Source organism: Sorangium sp. So ce295 (genome assembly GCF_051527405.1).
GTDB classification, from domain to species: domain Bacteria; phylum Myxococcota_A; class Polyangia; order Polyangiales; family Polyangiaceae; genus Sorangium; species Sorangium cellulosum_B.
In genome coordinates, this window is the sequence record NZ_CP150324.1 from 8,157,260 (window position 1) to 8,176,988 (window position 19,729).

Here is a 19,729-nt window from a genome sequence, read left to right on the forward strand (position 1 = left end):
GGCGTTCAAAGATCCTCCTATGCCCCATAGTCCACGTTACCGCGTGCTGGAGGTGCTGCACCAAGGTGCGGATACCATCCTCTACCGCGCGCGGCGCGAGGAGGACGGCCGACCGGTGGTGCTCAAGGTGCTGCGGCGCGACCACGCGAGCCCTCACGCCCTCGGCAGGCTCCAGCACGAGCACGAGGTCGCCAGAGCGCTCGATACGGCGGTCATCGTCAGGCCCTACGCGATGGAATCGCTCGGCGACCAGGCCGCGCTGGTCCTGGAGGATTTCGGCGGCCGCTCGCTCGATCGGCTGCTCGATGGCGACGGGCCGACGCGCCCGATGCGCCCGATGTCGATCGAGCGCTTCCTCCCCCTCGCCCTCCGCCTCACCGCCGCGCTCGCCGAGCTCCACAGGCGGCACGTCATCCACAAGGACATCAAGCCCCAGAACCTGCTCTACAACCCCGACACCGGCGAGGTGAAGATCACCGATCTCGGCATCGCCTCCCTCTCCCCCCGCGAATCCCAGGACCTCGTCCACAACAGCCTCATCGAGGGGACGCTGGCCTACATGGCGCCGGAGCAAACGGGCCGGATGAACCGCTGGATCGACGAGCGGACCGACCTGTACTCCCTCGGCGTCACCTTCTACGAGATGCTGACTGGCACCCTGCCCTTCCAGGCCAGCGATCCCGTCGCGTGGGTCTATTGCCATATCGCGCAGAGCCCGGTCCCGCCCCACGCGCTCGTCCCCTCGATTCCACCGGTCCTTTCCGAGGTCGTGCTCAAGCTGCTCTCCAAGGCCGCCGAGGAGCGCTACCAGAGCGCCCTCGGCCTGCGCCACGACCTCGACGCGTGCCTCGCGAGGTGGCGGGCGAGCGGGGACATTCAGCCCTTCGCGCTCGGTGAGCGCGATCTCTCGGACCGGTTCCGCGTCCCGCAGCGGCTCTACGGCCGCGAGCGCGAGGCCCTGGCGCTGCTCGCCGCGTTCGAGCGGGTGGTGGCGCAGGGTCGGCCCGAGCTCGTGCTCGTGTGCGGGTACTCGGGTATCGGCAAGTCGTCGCTCGTCGCCGAGCTGCACAGGCCCGTCGTTCGCGAGCGCGGCTTCTTCCTCTGCGGCAAGTTCGATCAGACCGCGAGGGATGTCCCCTACCGTGCTTTCCTTCAGGCGTTCCGGGCGCTGTTTCAGGAGATCCTCGGCGCGAGCGAGGAGCGGGTCGAGCGCTGGAGAGAGCGCCTCCGGGACGCCCTCGACCAGGACGGCAGGCTGCTCGCCGACGTGCTCCCCGAGATCGAGCGGCTCCTCGGCCCGCAGCCGCCCGTGCCCGAGCTCCCGCCCACCGAGGCCCAGAGCCGGCTGCACGCGGCGCTCCAGCGCTTCGTCGCCGCGTGCGCCCGGAAGGAGCACCCCATGGCGCTCTTCCTCGATGATCTCCAGTGGGCCGACGCGGCCAGCCTCCTCCTGCTCGAGCACCTCGCCACCCATGCCGGCGACGCGCACCTCCTGCTGATCGGCGCCTACCGGGACAATGAAGTAGGCCCAGCGCACCCGCTCCGGCTCACGCTGGCCGAGGTCCGAAAGCGCGGCGCCGCCGTCGGCGACATCGTCCTCGAGCCGCTCTCCGCCGCCCACGTCGGGGCGCTCGTCGCCGAGGCGGTCCACGCGCCCGAAGCAGAGGTCGAGCCGCTCTCGCAGCTCGTCCACCAGAAGACCGGCGGCAACCCGTTCTTCCTGCTCCAGTTCCTCATGGCCCTGCACGAAGAGGGGCTCATCGCCGTCGACGCAGAGCGGCGCATGTGGCGGTGGGATATCGCCGCGATCCGCGACAAAGGGTTCACCGACAACGTCGTCGAGCTGATGGCGGGCAAGCTGAACCGGCTCTCGGTCCCGACGCGCGACGCGCTCAAGCTCGCCGCGTGCCTCGGCAGCACCCTCGACCTCGACACCCTCGCGCGGCTAGCGCACCGCAGCCCGGCGGAGCTCCGCGACGCGCTCGAGGAGGCGGTCCGGGAGGGGCTGATCCTCCGCCAGGGAAACGGCTATCGATTTCTCCACGACCGGGTGCAGCAAGCCGCAACCTCGCTCATCCCGCCAGAGCAGCTGGCCGAGGTGCATCTCCGGATTGGCCAGCTCCTCTGCCGGGAGGGGCGCCCGGAGGAGGGCGACGAGGCGCTCTTCGACGCCGTCGGCCACCTCAACCGCGGCGCCGCGCTCCTCCGTTCCCGGGCCGAGCGGGACGAGGTGGCCGCGCTGAACCTCCGCGCCGGCAGGAAGGCCAAGGCCGCGGCGGCCTTCCAGTCCGCCGCCGCGCTCTTCGCCGCGGGCCTCTCCTTGCTCTCGCCGGACTCCTGGGAGACGCAGCACGAGCTGACCTATGGCCTCACCTTCGAGCGCGCGCACGTCGCCTACATCACCGGCGCCATCGACGACGCCGAGCGGATGCTCGAAGAGCTCGAGGATCGCGCGAGGACCAGGGGCGAGACGGCCGCCGTCGTCGAGCTCGTCATCACGCTGAAGGTCACCCGCGGGCACTACGCGCGCGCGGCGGAGATCGGGCTCGCGTGGCTCCGCACCCACGACATCGATCTTCCCTTCCTCCCCACCGAGGCACAGCTCGAAGAGGAGACGAAGAGCGTCTGGCAGGCCCTGGGCGACCGGGCGATCGAGGACCTGATCCACCTGCCCCCCATGACGCACCCGGAGATCAAGGCCACGATGAGCGTGCTGCTGGGCGCTGGCATCCCCGCGGCGTTCGTGAACCCGAGCCTCCCCTTTCTCATCGTCCTGCGCATGGTCCAGCTCAGCCTGCGCCACGGCAACGCCGAGAGCTCCTCTCACGCCTACACCTCCTTCGCGAGGGTGCTCGGCCCGAAGCTCGGGCGATACCAGGAGGCCTATCGCTTCGGCAAGCTCGGCTGCGACCTCGCGGAGAGGAGCGGCCTCCTCACGACGAAAGCGATGGCGTTCACGATCTTCGGACAGCATGTCGTCTTCTGGACACGCCACTACCGGGAGACGACGCCGTACTCGCGCGCCGGCTTCAGCGCCGCGGTCGAGTCGGGCGATCTGAACCACGCGTGCTTCAACCGCATGTGGGACGCGCTGTTCCGGCTGCTCTCCGGCGATCCGCTGGAGGACGTGCTTCACGAGGTCGAGGAGCGCCTCGCCTTCGTGCGCAGCGCCGGTCACCCGTTCGCCCATGGCGTCCTCCTCGGCGCGCGCGGCATGGTCCAGACGCTGCGAGGGAGGCCGGTCCGCTTCTCGATGCTCGATGGATCCGAGCTGGATCCGCCGGCCTTCGAGGCGCGGCTCGGCGAGGGGGAGCTGCAGAACGTCCAAAGCTTCTATCATCAGATGAAGGCCCAGGCGCTCTTCGTGCTGGGCTCTCCCGGAGAGGCGATCGAGACGGCGGCCCGCGCGATGATCGAGCATGGACACGGGGTCGTGCCGACCGCCCTCGTCGTCGAGAACTTCTATTATTCCGGGCTCGCGATCGCGGCGCTGGTCGACGTGCCGCACGTACCGCACGCACCGCACGCGGAGCGGGATTCCCCGCGTGAGGTCCCCGAGCAGCTGCTCGACTGCGAGCGGCGGCTCGGCGAGTGGGCCAGGAACGGCCCCGACAACTTCCTCCACAAACACACGCTGGTCCGCGCCGAGATCGCCCGGCTCCGGGGGCACGAGCCGGAGGCCATCCGGCTGTACGAGCAGGCCATCGCGTCGGCGCAAGAGGGCGGCTTCGTCCAGCACGAGGCCATCGCCTGCGAGCTCGCAGCCCAGTTCTACCACGCGCGCGGCCTCGCCACGCCCGAAGGCGCTTACCTGGAGAAGGCGCGCGCCGCCTATTTTCGCTGGGGGGCCCACGCCAAGGTGGATCAGCTCGACCAGCGCTATCCCCACCTCGCCCCGCGCAAGCCGATCGCGCCCACCGTCACGTTCGCCGTCCGGGCGGAGCAGTTCGACGTCCTCTCCGTCGTCAAGGCCTCTCAGAGCATCTCCGGAGAGCTCAAGCTCCCGCGCCTCCTCGAGACGCTCTTGCGCATCGTGGTCGAACACGCGGGCGCCGAGGAGGGCTATGTGCTCCTGGTCCGGCAAGATCGCGTGTCGGCCGCGGCGGCGATCGCCGCGGCCGGCGGCGCGGCTCGGCTGCTCGACGCGGGCGAGGCGGGCGAGGCGGCGAGCACCGAGCTGCCGCAGTCCATCCTCAATTACGTTTGGCGGAGCCACGAGCGCGTGCTGCTCGCCGACGCCTCCGCCAGACACCCGTTCTCGGAGGACGCGTATTTCGCGCGCAAGCGGCCGCGATCGGTGCTGTGCCTCCCGATCGTGCATCGGGCCCGGCTGCTCGGCCTGCTCTACCTGGAGAACAGGCTCATCACCGGGGCGTTCACCCCCGGGCGGCTCAGCGTGCTCGAGCTGCTCGCGTCGCAATCGGCCATCTCGCTCGAGAACGCCATGCTGTATGCCGAGGTCGAGCGGGAGAACACCGAGCGGCGGCGGGCAGAACAGGCGCTGAAGACCAACCAGGCGACCCTGCGGGCCATCGTCGACAACTCGGCCACGGCCATTTACGTCAAGGATCACGAAGGCCGGCTCCTGCTCGCCAACCGGCACGTGGGCGCCATCATGCGCATGCCGATCGAGGCGATCGTCGGAAAGACGCTCGCCGAGCTCTTGCGCTCTCCGGTCGCGGAGCCCCTGAACGACCACGACAGGAAGGTGCGCGAGGCGGGCGCGCCGATGGAGTGGGAGGAGGAGCTGCCGCTGGAGGACGGGCTGCACACCTTCCTCTCGCTCAAGTTCCCTCTCGGGGATGAGGTCATGCCCGGCGCGCTCTGCGGCATCTCCACCGACATCACCGAGCGCAAGCGCGCCGAGGTGGCCGAGCGCTTCCTCGCCGACGCGAGCCGCAAGCTCATGGCCCTCGGCTACGGCGCCACGCTCGACAGCGTCGCGCGGCTCGCCGTGCCCGAGCTGGCCGATCAGTGCGTCATCGACGTGGGCGTCGCTGGCGGCGACCCGGGACACGCGGTCACCGCGGGCGTGCCGGACGACGTCGCAGGCGCGGTGATGGACGCGCTGCGGCCCCTGGCAGCCGCCTCGCCGGACCACCCCGAGGTGGGCGATGTCCGCGCCGCGCCTCTGCTCGAGCGGCTCGGCGTTCACTCCTTCCTCCGCGTCCCGCTCCTCGCGCGCGACCGGCGCTTCGGGGTCATGACGTTGCTGGGGACCGCGCCCCGACCCCGCTATGGCGCTTCCGACCTGCGGCTCGCCGGGGAGCTCGGGTTCCGTGCGGCGCTCGCCCTCGACAACAGCCGCCTGTTCGCCGAGGCCCAGCAGGCGATCGAGCGCCGGAACGAGTTCCTCCTCGTCGCCTCGCACGAGCTCAAGACCCCGCTCACCTCGCTCAAGATGCAGGCGCACCTGCTCGAGCGGCTGTTGCCCCGCTACCGGCGCGCGGAGATCTCGCCGGAGCGCATCGACGCCGCGCTCCAGGTCCTGAGCCGACAGATCGCGCGCCTCGCCCACCTGGTCAATGAGCTGCTCGACGTCACTCGACTGAACGCCGGCCAGCTGACCCTCTCGCGCGCGCCGTTCGATCTGGCGGCCCTGACGCGCGAGGTCGTCGAGCGGATGAGACAGCAGCTCGCGAGCGCGCGCTGCCGCGCCGAGCTCGATCTGGAAGGGCCCGTGGTCGGGGACTGGGATGCTTCTCGGATGGAGCAGGTCCTCATCAACCTGCTCTCCAACGCGATCAAGTACGGCGCAGGCGCCCCCGTTCACGTCGTCGTGCGCGGCGAGGGCGACCGCGCGCGGCTCGTCGTCCGCGATCACGGCATGGGCATCGCGGAGGCCGATCAGGCCAGGATCTTCGAGCGCTTCGAGCGCGCCGTCTCCGTCCGCAACTTCGGCGGTCTCGGACTCGGCCTCTACATCGTGCGGTGGATCGTCACCTCCCATGGCGGCGCCATCCGCGTCGAGAGCAAGCCGGGCGCGGGCGCCACGTTCGTCGTCGAGCTGCCTTTGCATGCGGCGGAGACAGAGACGGACAGCCAGGATGCCCTGCTCCCGCAGGCGTAGGCGCGCGCTCCGCGCTGCGCGCTCGCTACCCGACTGCGCCTCAGCAGCTCCTTTTCCGTCCCCGCTATCGCCGTGCATGGACGACGGCGTCGCAGCAGGCAAGCCGGCGCGAGAGCGCGGCTCCGTTTGCTCGTGACGAGGCGCACCGCTTTTGGCAGTGTAGCGAGTTGAGCCGCAACGCGCCGCTGGCGCCTCGGTCTTCAAAGCTCTTCCTATGCCCGATAGTCCGCGCTACCGCGTGCTGGAGGTGCTGCACCAAGGTGCAGATACCGTCCTTTACCGCGCGCGGCGCGAGGAGGACGGCCGGCCGGTGGTGCTCAAGGCCCTGCGGCGCGACCACGCGAGCCCCCGCGCCCCCGGCAGGCTCCAGCACGAGCTCGAGGTCGCCAAGACGCTCGATTCACCCGTCGTCATCAAGGCCCACGGCATCGAGCCGTTCCGCGACCAGATGACCCTGGTCCTCGAGGACTTCGGCGGCCGGTCGCTCGACCGGTTGCTCGATGGCGACGGGCCGATGCGCCCGATGTGCCCGATGTCGATCGAGCGCTTCTTCCCGCTCGCCCTCCGACTCGCCGCCGCGCTCGCCGAGCTCCACCGACATCACGTCATCCACAAGGACATCAAGCCCCAGAACCTGCTCTACAACCCCGACACCGGCGAGGTGAAGATCACCGATCTCGGCATCGCCTCCCTCTCACCACGCGAGGCCCAGGAGCTCACGCACGACGGGCTCATCGAGGGCACGCTCGCCTACATGGCGCCGGAGCAGACCGGCCGCATGAACCGCCGCGTCGACGAGCGGACCGACCTGTATTCCCTCGGCGTCACCTTCTACGAGATGCTGACTGGCGCCCTGCCCTTCCAGGCCAGCGATCCCGTCGAGTGGGTCTATTGCCACATCGCCCAGACGCCGCGGCCGCCGCACGCGCTCGTCCCCTCGATCCCACCCCAGCTCTCCGCCGTCGTCCTCAAGCTGCTCTCCAAGGCCGCCGAGGAGCGTTACCAGAGCGCCCTCGGCCTGCGCCACGACCTCGACACGTGCTTCTCACGGTGGCAGGCGAGCGGATCCATTCAGCACTTCCCGCTCGGACAGCGCGATCTCTCCGACCGGTTCCAGGTCCCGCAGCGGCTCTATGGCCGCGAGCGCGAGATCGAGGCGCTGCTCGCCGTGTTCGAGCGCGTGGTCGCGAACGGCCGGCCAGAGGTCGTTCTCGTCTCGGGCTATTCGGGGATCGGCAAGTCCTCGCTCGTCGCCGAGCTGCACAGGCCCGTCGTGCGCGAGCGCGGCGCCTTCCTCTCCGGCAAGTTCGAGCAATTCAAGCGCGACGTCCCCTACCACGCCTTTCTCCAGGCGTTCCGGGCGCTCTTGCGGGAGCTCCTTGGCGCGAGCGAGGAGCAGCTCGAGCGCTGGCGAGAGCGCCTCCGTGAGGCCCTCGGCCAGGACGGCGGTCTGCTCACCGACGTGCTCCCCGAGCTCACGCTCCTCCTCGGCCCGCAGCCGCCCGTGCCCGAGCTCCCGCCCGCCGAGGCCCAGAGCCGGCTGCTCGCCGCGCTCCAGCGCTTCGTCGCCGCGTGCGCCCGGAAGGAGCACCCCGTCGCCCTCTTCCTCGACGACCTGCAATGGGCCGACGCGGCCAGCCTCCTCTTGCTCGAGCAGCTCGCCACCTATTCCGGCTCCGAGCACCTGCTGCTGATCGGCGCCTATCGCGACAACGAGGTCGGCCCCGCGCACCCGCTCCGGCTCACGCTGGCCGAGGTGCAGCAGCGCGGCGCCGCCGTGTCCGAGCTCGTCCTCACGCCGCTCTCCGCCGCCCACGTCGGGGCGCTCGTCGCCGAGTCGGTCCATGCGCCCGAAGCAGAGGTCGAGCCGCTCTCGCAGCTCGTCCACGAGAAGACCGGCGGCAACCCCTTCTTCGCCCTCCAGTTCCTCATCGCCCTGCACGACGAGAGGCTCATCATCTTCGACGCCGAGCAGCGCGTATGGCGGTGGGATATCGCCGCCATCCACGACAAGGGCTTCACCGACAATGTCGTCGAGCTGATGGCCGGCAAGCTGAACCGGCTCTCGGCCCCTGCGCACGACGCGCTCAAGCTCGCCGCGTGCGTCGGCAGCATCCTCGACCTCGCACCCCTCGCGGTGGTCGCGGGCCGTCCGGCGGAGCAGCTCCGCGAGGCGCTCGAGGAGGCCGCGCGGGAGGGGCTGCTGCTCCGCCGGGGCTCTGGTTATCGCTTCCTCCACGACCGCGTGCAGCAGGCCGCGTATTCGCTCATCCCGGCAGAGCAGCTCGCCGAGGTGCACCTCCGGATCGGCCAGCTGCTCTTGAAGGAGCAGCGCGCCGGAGAGCGCGAGGACGCGCTCTTCGACGTCGTGGGCCACCTCAACCGCGGCGCAGCGCTCCTCCGTTCTCAGGCCGAGCGCGACGAGCTCGCCGCGCTGAACCTCCGCGCCGGCAGGAAGGCCAAGGCCGCCGCGGCTTTCCAGTCCGCCGCCGCGCTCTTCTCCGCGGGCCTCTCCGTGCTCGCGCTGGCCTCCTGGGAAACGCAGCACGCGCTGACCTACGATCTGACGCTCGAGCGCGCGCACGCCGCGTACATCACCGGCGGCTTCGACGAGGCCGAGCGGCTCCTGCAAGAGCTCCTGGAGCGCGCGAGGACCAGGACCGAGACGGCCGCCGCCGTCGAGCTCATCGTCACGCTCCGCATGATCCGCGGACAATCCGCCCGCGCCGTGGAGATCGGGCTCTCGTGGCTCCGCACCTGCGACATCGATCTTCCGCGCCTCCCCACCGACGCGCAGATCGAAGAGGAGACGAAGAGCGTCTGGCAGGCCCTGGGCGACCGGGTGATCGAGGACCTGATCCATCTGCCCCCCATGACCGACCGGGAGGTCAAGCTGACGATGGGTGTGCTGGAGGGCGCGGGCATCGCGGCGTCCTTCATGACCCCGAACCTGCACTTTCTCATCTTCCTGCGCATGGTCCAGCTCAGCCTGCGCCACGGCAACGCCGAGAGCTCCGCTGTCGCGTACACGTCGTTCGCGAGGATGTTCGGCCCGAGGTTCGGGCGATACCAGGAGGCCTATCGGTTCGGCAAGCTCGGCCACGACCTGGCGCAGCGGAGCGGCCGCCTCACCACGAAATCGATGGTGTTCACCACCTTCGGACACCATGTCGTCTTCTGGACACGCCACTACCGAGAGACGACTCCGTACGGGCGCGCCGGCTTCGGCGCCGCGGTCGAGTCCGGCGCGATGAGCATGGCGTGCTTCAACTGCGTATGGGACGCGCTGTTCCACCTGCTCTCCGGCGAGGCGCTCGAGGACGTGCTCCGCGAGGTCGACGAGCGCCTCGGCTTCGTGCGCAGCGCGGGCTTCGCGTTCGCGCACGGCGCCCTCCTCAGCGCCCGCGCCACGATCCAGGCGCTGCGCGGGCGGCCGGTCCGCTTCGCGATGCTCGACGGCTCCGAGCTGGATCGTCCGGCCTTCGAGGCGCGGCTGCAGGAGGGAGCGCTGGAGACCACGCGCGAGTTCTATTACAGCTTGAAGGCGCAAGCGCTCTTCGTGCTCGGCGCGCCAAGGGAGGCGCTCGAGGCGGCGACCCGCGTCGTCGCCGAGCAACCCTTCTGGAACCAGCCGCACGCGCTCATGGCCGAGAGCTTCTATGTCCTCGCGCTCTCGCTCGCGGCGCTCGTCGACGCCGACGTGCCGTACGTACCGCACGCGCCGCACGCGGAGCGGGGTTCCCCGGGGCGGGAGCTCCCCGAGCAGCTGCTCGAGTGCGAGCGGCAGCTCGGCGCGTGGGCCAGGAGCGGCCCCGACAACTTCCTCCACAAACACGCCCTGGTCCGCGCCGAGATCGCCCGGCTTCGCGGGCAGGACGTGGAGGCCATGGGGCTCTACGAGCAGGCCATCTCCTCGGCGCGCGAGGGCGGCTTCGTCCAGCACGAGGCCATCGCCTGCGAGCTCGCCGCCCGGCTGTACCGCGATCGCGGCCTGTCCACGCCCGCCGACGCTTACCTGCAGAAGGCCCGCGCCGCCTACTTCCGCTGGGGCGCCCACGCCAAGGTCGAGCAGCTCGACCAGCGGTATCCCTTCCTCGTCGAGCGAAAGCCAATCGCCCCCACCGTCACCTTCGCCGTCCGCGCCGAGCAGTTCGACGTCCTCTCCGTCGTCAAGGCCTCTCAGAGCATCTCCGGTGAGCTCCAGCTCCCGCGCCTGCTCGAGATGCTCCTGCGCACGATGGTCGAGCACGCGGGCGCCGAGCAGGGGTGTGTCCTCCTGGTCCGGGGTGAGCGCCTCTCCAGCGCGGCGATCGAAGCGCCGGGGGGCGCGGTCCGGATGCGCGACGCGGGCGAGGCGCCTTCGGCCGCCCTGCCGCAATCCATCCTCAACTACGTACGCCGCAGCCATGAGCGCGTGCTGCTCGACGACGCCTCCACCAGACACCCGTTCTCGGAGGACGCGTATTTCACCCGGAAGCGGCCGAGATCGGTGCTGTGCCTCCCGATCGTGCGGCAAACGCGGCTGCTCGGCCTGCTCTACCTCGAGAACAACCTCGTCACCGGCGCCTTCACCTCAGGGCGGCTCACCGTGCTCGAGCTGCTCGCCTCGCAGTCGGCCATCTCGCTCGAGAACGCCATGCTCTACACCGACATCGAGCAGGAGAACGCCGAGCGGCGCCGGGCGGAGCGCGAGCTCCGCGAGAGCCAGGCCACGCTGCAGGCCATCGTCGACAACTCCGCCGCGGCCATCTTCCTCAAGGATCGCGAGGGTCGGTATCTGCTCGTCAACCGCCAGGGCAGCAACGTCGCCGGCCGGCCGAGCCACCGGCTCCTCGGAAAGACCGACGCCGAGATCTTGCCTGCTGCGCTCGCCGAGATCATCGGCGATCACGATCGGCGAGTGCTCGAGTCGGGGGAGCCGCTCGAGTTCGAGGAAGAGGTGATGATGGAGGACGGGGCGCACACCTTCCTGTCGCTCAAGTTCCCTCTCGGGGAGGACGTCATGCCCGGCGTGCTCTGCGGCATCTGCACCGACATCACCGAGCGCAAGCGCGCCGAGCTCGCCGAGCGCTTCCTCGCCGAGGCGAGCCGCAAGCTCATGGCCCTCGGCTACGGCGCCACCCTCGAGAGCGTCGCGCAGCTCGCCGTGCCCGAGCTGGCCGACCGGTGCGTCATCGACGTGGACCTCGCCCAGGACGCCCCGGGGCGGGCGGTCACCGCGGTCACCGCGGGCGTGCCGGCCGAGCTCGCGGGCGCCATGGTGGACGCGCTGCGGGCGCTGGCAGCGACCTCGCCGGACCGCCCCGAGGTGGGCGACGTCCGCGCCGCGCCCCTCCTCGAGCCGCTCGGCGTTCACTCCTTCCTCCGCGTCCCGCTCCTCGCGCGCGACCGGCGCTTCGGCGTCATGACCCTGCTGGCGACCGCGCCACGGCGCCGCTACGGCCCCGCCGACCTGTGGGTCGCCGAGGAGCTCGGGCTCCGTGCGGCGCTCGCCCTCGACAACAGCCGCCTGTTCGCCGAGGCCCAGGAGGCGATCGAGCGGCGCAACGAGTTCCTCCTCGTCGCATCGCACGAGCTCAAGACCCCGCTCACCTCGCTCACGATGCAGGCCCACCTCCTCGCCCGGCTCCTGCCCCGCTTCGCGCGCGCCGAGGTCGCTCCCGAGCGCATCGACGCCGCGCTCCAGGTCCTGAGCCGCCAGATCACGCGCCTCGCCCACCTGGTCAACGAGCTGCTCGACGTCACCCGCCTCAACGCCGGCCGGCTCACCCTCGCGCGCGCGCCCGTCGATCTGGCCGCCCTGACGCGTGAGGCTGTCGAGCGAATGAGGCAGCAGTTCGCGGACGCCCGCTGCCGCATCCAGCTCGATCTGGACGAGCCCGTGGTGGGCAACTGGGATGCTTCTCGCGTGGAGCAAGTCGTCATCAACCTCCTGTCCAACGCGATGAAGTACGGCGCGGGCGCCCCCATTCACGTCGTCGTGCGCGGCCTGGAAGGCCGCGCGCTGCTCGTCGTCCGCGATCACGGCATCGGCATCACGGAGGCCGATCAGGCCAGGATCTTCGAGCGCTTCGAGCGCGCCGTCTCCGTCCGCAACTTCGGCGGCCTCGGCCTCGGCCTCTACATCGTGCGGTGGATCGTCACCTCCCACGGCGGCACCATCCGCGTCGAGAGCGCGCCAGGCGCGGGCGCTGCCTTCATCGTCGAGCTGCCTTTGAATACGGCAGAGGCAGAGACGGACAGCCAGGGCGCCCTGCTCCCGGAAGCGTAGGAGCGCGCTGTGTGCTCACACCCCGACTGCTGCCTCAGCCGGGGCTGACGCGCCGCCGTTTGCTCGTGACGAGGCGCGGCGCTTTTGGCAGTGTACCGGGTTGAACGGCGACACGCCGCCGGCGCCCCGGCTTTCAAAGATCCTCCTATGCTCGATAGTCCACGTTACCGCGTGCTGGAGGTGCTGCACCAAGGTGCGGACACGATCCTCTACCGCGCGCGGCGCGAGGAGGACGGCCGACCGGTGGTGCTCAAGGTCCTGCGGCGTGACCACGCGAGCCCCCGCGCCCTCGGCAGGCTCCAGCACGAGCTCGAGGTCGCCAGGGCACTGAAGTCGCCCGTCGTCGTCCAGGCCTACGGCATCGAGCCGTTCCGCGACCAGATGACCCTGGTCCTCGAGGACTTCGGCGGCCGGTCGCTCGACCGGTTGCTCGATGGCGACGGGCCGATGCGCCCGATGTCGATCGAGCGCTTCTTCCCCCTCGCCCTCCGCCTCGCCGCCGCGCTCGCCGAGATGCACCGGCGGCACGTCATCCACAAGGACATCAAGCCTCAGAACCTGCTCTACAACCCCGACACCGGCGAGGTGAAGATCACCGATCTCGGCATTGCCTCCCTCTCGCCACGCGAGGTCCAGGAGCTCGCGCACGACGGGCTCATCGAGGGCACGCTCGCCTACATGGCGCCGGAGCAGACCGGCCGCATGAACCGCTGGGTCGACGAGCGGACCGACCTGTACTCCCTCGGCGTCACCTTCTACGAGATGCTGACTGGCACCCTCCCCTTCCAGGCCAGCGATCCCGTCGAGTGGGTCTATTGCCACATCGCCCAGGCGCCGCGGCCGCCTCACGCGCTCGTCCCCTCGATCCCACCCCAGCTCTCCGCCGTCGTCCTCAAGCTGCTCTCCAAGGCCGCCGAGGAGCGCTACCAGAGCGCCCTCGGCCTGCGCCGCGACCTCGACACGTGCTTTTCCCAGCTGCGCCAGCGCGGCGCCATCGACCCCTTCCCGCTCGGACTACGCGACGTCTCCGACCGATTCCAGGTCCCGCAGCGGCTCTATGGCCGCGAGCGCGAGATCGAGGCGCTGCGCGCCGCGTTCGAGCGCGTGGTCGCGAACGGCCGGCCAGAGCTCCTTCTCGTCTCGGGCTATTCGGGGATCGGCAAGTCCTCGCTCGTCGCCGAGCTGCACCGGCCCGTCGTGCGCGAGCGCGGCTCCTTCCTCTCCGGCAAGTTCGATCAGCTCAAGCGCGACGTCCCCTACCGCGCCTTCCTTCAGGCCTTCCGGGGCCTCGTGCAGGAGATCCTTGGCGCGAGCGAGCAGCAGGTCGAGCGCTGGCGAGAGCGCCTCCGCGAGGCCCTCGGCCAGAACGGCAGGCTGCTCACCGACATGCTCCCGGAGATCGAGCGGCTCCTCGGCCCGCAGCCGCCCGTGCCCGAGCTCCCGCCCGCCGAGGCCCAGAGCCGGTTGCTCGCCACGCTCCAGCGCTTCGTCGCCGCCTGCGCACGGAAGGAGCACCCCGTCGCCCTCTTCCTCGACGACCTGCAATGGGCCGACCCCGGTAGCCTCCTCTTGCTCGAGCAGCTCGCTACCCTCGCCGGCGACGCGCACCTGCTGCTGATCGGCGCCTATCGCGACAACGAGGTCGGCCCCGCGCACCCGCTCCGGCTCACGCTCGCCGAGGTCCCAAAGCGCGGCGCAACCGTCGGTGACATCGTCCTCGAGCCGCTCTCCGCCGCCCACGCCGGGGCGCTCGTCGCCGAGGCGGTCCATGCGCCCGAAGCGCACGTCGAGCCGCTCTCACGGCTGGTTTACGAGAAGACCGGCGGCAACCCCTTCTTCGTGCTCCAGTTCCTCATCGCCCTGCACGAAGAGGGGCTCATCACCTTTGACGCGGATGAGGGCGCATGGCGGTGGGACATCGCCGCCATCCGCGACAAGGGCTTCACCGACAACGTCGTCGAGCTGATGGCCGGCAAGCTGGAGCGGCTCTCGGTCCCGACGCGCGACGCGCTCAAGCTCGCCGCCTGCCTCGGCGGCAGCGTGGACCTCGACACCCTCGCGGTGGTCGCGCGAAGGCCGGCGGACGCGCTCCGCGAGGCGCTCGAGGAGGCCGTGCGGGAGGGGCTGCTGCTCCGCCGGGACAGCGCCTATCGCTTCCTCCACGACCGGGTGCAGCAGGCCGCAACTTCGCTCATCCCGCCTGGACAGCTCGCCGAGATGCACCTCGGGATCGGCCGGCTGCTCTTGAAGGCACGGCGCGCGGAGGAGCCCGATGAGACGCTCTTCGATGTCGTCGGCCACCTCAACCGCGGCGCCGCGCTCCTCCGTTCCCAGGCCGAGCGCGACGAGCTCGCCGCCCTCAACCTCCGCGCCGGCAGGAAGGCCAAGGCCGCTGCCGCCTACCAGTCCGCCGCCGCGCTCTTCGCGGCGGGCATGGGCCTCCTCGCGCAAGATCCCCGCGAGCGCTGGGAGACTCGGTACGATCTGACCTACGACCTGAGCATCGAGCGCGCGCACGCCGCCTACGCCACCGGCAGCTTCGAGGAGGCCGAGCGGCTCCTCGACGAGCTCATGGAGCGCGCGAGGACCAAGATCGAGCGCGCCGCGGTCGTCGAGCTCGCCATCGCCTTGCACGTGACCCGCGGGCAGTGCGCCCGCGCCGTGGAGCTCGGGCTCTCGTGCCTTCGCGCCTGGGACATCGAGCTGTCGCTCCCCGTTACCGACGCGCAGGTCGAAGAAGAGACCGAGAGCGTCCGGCAGGCTCTGGGCGGCCGGGCGATCGAGGATCTGGTCAACCTGCCCCCCATGGACCACCCCGAGATCAAGGTGGCGATGCGCGTCCTGATGGGCGTGAACATCCCTGCCTATTTCGTGGACGTGAAGCTGCACTATCTGCTCCTCGTGCGCATGGTCAAGCTCAGCCTGCGCCACGGCAACGCCGAGAGCTCCGCCCAGGCGTACACCGCCTTCGCGCGGATGTTCGGCCCGCGGTTCGGGCGATACCGCGAAGCCTACAAGTTCGGAAAGCTCGGCTACGACCTCGCAGACAGGGGCCACGCCCTCGCCACGAAGGGCGCGGTGTTCACCCTGTTCGGGCAGCAGATCGTCTTCTGGACGCGCCACTACCGGGAGAGCGGTCACTATGCTCGCCGCGGCTTCAACGCCGCGGTGGAGGGCGGCGACTGGAACAACGCATGTTACAATTGCATCTGGGCGGCGATGTTCCCGCTGCTCTCCGGCGAGCCGCTGGAGGACGCCCTCCACCTGACCGAGGACCGCCTCGCCTTCGTGCGCAAGGCCGGCTACGCGTTCGTCTATGACATCCTCCTCGGCGCCCGGCACCTCATCCAGACGCTGCGCGGGCGGCCGGTCCATTACGCGATGCTGGATGGCGCCCAGCTGGATCAGGCGGCCTTCGAGGCGCGGCTCGGCCGGGAGGGCGGGGTCGTCCCCGGCTGCTTCCACTTCAGCATGAAGGCGCAGGCGACGTTCCTCCTCGGCTCTCCCCGGGAGACGCTCGCGGCGACGACCCGTGTGGTCGTCGACTACGACTGGAAGCTCGATGCGTGTGCGCTGTATGCCGAGTGCTTCTATTATCGCGCGCTCGCGCTGGCCGCGCTCGTCGACGACGACCAGGACCGCGCCGCGGCGCCGTCACCCCGGCCGGAGCTCCCGGACGGGCTGCTCGACTGCGAGCGGCAACTCGGCGCGTGGGCCGCGAGCGGCCCCGACAACTTCGTCCACAAACACGCTCTGGTCCGCGCCGAGATCGCCCGGCTCCGCGGGCAGTACCTGGAGGCCATCGGGCTCTACGAGCAGGCCATCTCGGCAGCGCGCGAGGGCGGCTTCGTCCAGCACGAGGCCATCGCCTGCGAGCTCGCCGCCCGGCTGTACCGCGATCGCGGCCTGTCCACGCCCGCCGACGCTTACCTGCAGAAGGCCCGCGCCGCCTACTTCCGCTGGGGCGCCCACGCCAAGGTCGAGCAGCTCGACCAGCGGTATCCCTTCCTCGTCGAGCGAAAGCCAATCGCCCCCACCGTCACCTTCGCCGTCCGCGCCGAGCAGTTCGACGTCCTGTCCGTCGTCAAGGCCTCTCAGAGCATCTCCGGTGAGCTCAAGCTCCCGCGCCTGCTCGAGATGCTCCTGCACATCGTGGTCGAGCACGCGGGCGCCGGAGAGGGGTACGTGCTCCTGCTCCGGGAAGATCGCCTGTCGACGGCGGCGGCGATCGCCGCGTCCGGAGGCGTTACGCGGCTGCTCGACGCGGGCGAGGCGGCGGCGGACGCGCTGCCGCAGTCCATCCTCAACTATGTTCGCCGCAGCCACGAGCGCGTGCTGCTCGACGACGCCGCCGCCAGACACCCGTTCTCGGAGGACGCGTATTTCACCCGGAAGCGGCCGAGATCGGTGCTGTGCCTCCCGATCGTGCGCCAGGCGCGGCTGCTCGGCGTGCTCTACCTGGAGAACAAGCTGGTGGCCGGCGCGTTCACCCCGGGGCGGCTCACCGTGCTCGAGCTGCTCGCCTCGCAGTCGGCCATCTCGCTCGAGAACGCCATGCTCTACACCGATATCGAGCAGGAGAACGCCGAGCGGCGCCGGGCCGAGCGCGAGCTCCGCGGAAGCCAGGCCACGCTTCAGGCCATCGTCGACAACTCCGCTGCGACCATCTACCTCAAGGATCGCGACGGCCGGCACCTGCTCGTCAACCGCGAGGTGGGCCGCCTCCTGGGCATGCCGACCGAGCAGATCGTCGGGAAGACGAGCGCCGAGCTCTTCCCTTCCACGAACCTCGAGATCATCGCGGACAACGACCGGCGGGTGCTCGACTCGGGCGAGCCGCTCGAGTTCGAGGAGGAGGTGATGATGGAGGACGGGCCGCACACCTTCCTCTCGCTCAAGTTCCCTCTCGGGGAGGACGTCATGCCCGGCGTGCTGTGCGGCATCTCCACCGACATCACCGAGCGCAAGCGCGCCGAGCTCGCCGAGCGTTTCCTCGCCGAGGCGAGCCGCAAGCTCATGGCCCTCGGCTACGGCGCCACCCTCGAGAGCGTCGCGCAGCTCGCCGTGCCCGAGCTGGCCGACCGGTGCGTCATCGAGATCGACCTCGCCCAGAACGCCCCGAGGCGGACGGTCACCGCGGGCGTACCGGCCGAGCTGGCAGACGCTGTGATGGACGCGCTGCGGCCCCTCGCGGCGACCTCGCCGGAGCGCCCCGAGGTGGGTGACGTCCGCGCTGCGCCGCTTCTCGAGCGGCTCGGCGTTCACTCCTTCCTCCGCGTCCCGCTCCTCGCGCGCGACCGGCGCTTCGGCGTCATGACCCTGCTGGCGACCGCGCCACGGCGCCGCTACGGCCCCGCCGACCTCTGGCTGGCCCAGGAGCTGGCGAGCCGCGCCGCGCTCGCCCTCGACAACAGCCGCCTGTTCGCCGAGGCCCAGGTGGCGATCGAGCGCCGCGACGAGTTCCTCCTCGTCGCCTCGCACGAGCTCAAGACCCCGCTCACCTCGCTCAAGATGCAGGCTCACCTCCTCGCCCGGCTCCTGCCTCGCTTGCAGCGCGCCGAGGTCGCCCCGGAGCGCATCGACGCCGCGATCCAGGTCCTGAGCCGCCAGATCGGGCGCCTTGCCCACCTGATCAATGAGCTGCTCGACGTCACCCGCCTCAACGCCGGCCGGCTCACCCTCGCGCGCGCCCCCCTCGACCTGGCGGCCCTGGCGCGCGAGGTCGTCGAGCGGATGCACCAGCAGCTCACCGACGCCCGCTGCCGCACCGAGCTCGATCTGGACGGCCCCGTGGTGGGCAGCTGGGATGCGACGCGCGTGGAGCAGGTCCTCATCAACCTGCTGTCGAACGCGCTCAAGTACGGCGCGGGGGCCCCCATTCACGTCGTCGTGCGCGGCATGGAAGGCCGCGCGCTGCTCATGGTCCGCGATCACGGCATGGGCATCGCCGAGGCCGATCAGGCCAGGATCTTCGAGCGCTTCGAGCGCGCCGTCTCCGTACGCAACTTCGGTGGTTTAGGACTCGGCCTCTACATCGTGCGGTGGATCGTCACCTCCCACGGCGGCACCATCCGCGTCGAGAGCAAGCCGGGCGCGGGCGCCACGTTCATCGTCGAGCTCCCTTTGCACCCGGCCGAGGCGGAGTCGGAGACGGCGGCGGACGGCCGAGGGGACCTGCTCCCGCAGGCCTAGAGCGACAAGCGGGTTGAAGCCGCACGCAAACAGCGAGAAGTTGGGACGCCAGGAGTGGCGCTCCGGGCTCCGGGACGCCACAGTGGCCCCACGGTGAGGTCACGCTCCTCGGCAGCGCCGCTCTTCGTGATCTCCGCGGCGCTCGGCGGCAGCGCGGTCGCGCACGCCCATCCGACCGCGGCGCCCTTGCGTATCGAGTACCGCGCGGAGGCTGGATGCCCGGCAGAGGCGGAGTTTCGTGCGCGCGTCGGCGCGCGCCTCCGGCGGAACATCGCGGAGACGGACGCAGCGAGCGCGTACGTCGTGATCATCGAGCAGCGCGATCGCCGCTTCATCGGGCGCCTCGGCGTCCGCGCGGCCGACGGGACGGCGTCCGACCGCGATGTCGCGGGGGATACCTGCGACGATGTCGTCGCCGCGCTCGCGGTCGTGACCGCGCTCGCCGTCGATGCCCAGGCCGGGGACGCCCCCGTGACGGCCGCCACACCCGCGGCTTCCGCGTCCCCGAGCGCCGTCGCCGCGCCGCCTCCGCCGGTCGGTGCGCCGCCCGCTGGCGCCCCGCCTGCCAGCGCCCCGCCCGCTGGCGCCCCGCCGGCCGGTAACGCGCGGGCGCGGCCGCCGGCGCCGGAGCCCGACGCCACGACGCACCTGGTGCTCGGCGCGCAGCTCCTCGTCGGCCAGATGATCGGCCTCCCCTCCTTCGGCGCGCGCATCTCCGCGGAGCCTCCCCTCGCCATCACGACCCGCGGCGTCGGCCCGGCGCGCTTCGACGCGGACCTCGAGGTGTCCTCCGACGTCCCCGTGGCGGGTGGGTCTGCATCGTTTCTGCGGGCGGCCCTCGCCGTCGACGCGTGCCCGCTCGGCGCGTCGCTCGGCGTCCTGCGCCTTTCCCCCTGCGCGCGCGTCGAGGGCGGCCTCGTCTCGGCGAGCCGCCGAGGCGTCGCCCCCGCGCGCAGCGTGACGCGCGGATGGCTGGCGCTCGGCCTGCCGGTGCGCGCGCGGCTGCCGCTCTGGGGCCCGTTCGTGCTCGACGCCGACGCCGGGGTACGCGTGCCGCTGCTGCGCGACGGCTTCTTCCCCGACGGCGCCGACGCCGGCGCCCGCCCGCCGCCGATCGAGAGCGTCGCGGCGCTCGGGCTCGGGTTGACGATTCCGTGATCCCGGGGCTCGCCTCCGAACATAGCAGCGGCAGGAGA

General features: G+C 71.0%; 4 protein-coding genes. All 4 read left to right on the forward strand.

Going from position 1 to position 19,729, the window contains the following annotated elements; genetic code table 11:
• The first annotated feature begins 19 nt into the window (after positions 1–19).
• The 4 genes from WMF11_RS30790 to WMF11_RS30805 all read left to right on the forward strand — a co-directional run bounded on the left by WMF11_RS30790 (position 20) and on the right by WMF11_RS30805 (position 19,691).
• Positions 20–6,070, forward strand: coding sequence for an AAA family ATPase (locus WMF11_RS30790; RefSeq protein WP_437973260.1), 6,051 nt, complete (start codon positions 20–22; stop codon positions 6,068–6,070).
• Positions 6,071–6,284: 214 nt separating this feature from the next.
• Positions 6,285–12,341, forward strand: coding sequence for an AAA family ATPase (locus WMF11_RS30795; RefSeq protein WP_437973261.1), 6,057 nt, complete (start codon positions 6,285–6,287; stop codon positions 12,339–12,341).
• Positions 12,342–12,488: 147 nt separating this feature from the next.
• Entirely contained in the window at positions 12,489–18,533 is a 6,045-nt protein-coding gene (locus WMF11_RS30800) for an AAA family ATPase (protein WP_437973262.1), read from the forward strand.
• A gap of 93 nt (positions 18,534–18,626) precedes the next feature.
• Complete coding sequence (locus WMF11_RS30805) at positions 18,627–19,691, forward strand: hypothetical protein (protein WP_437973263.1); 1,065 nt, start codon at positions 18,627–18,629, stop codon at positions 19,689–19,691.
• Positions 19,692–19,729: the final 38 nt, after the last annotated feature.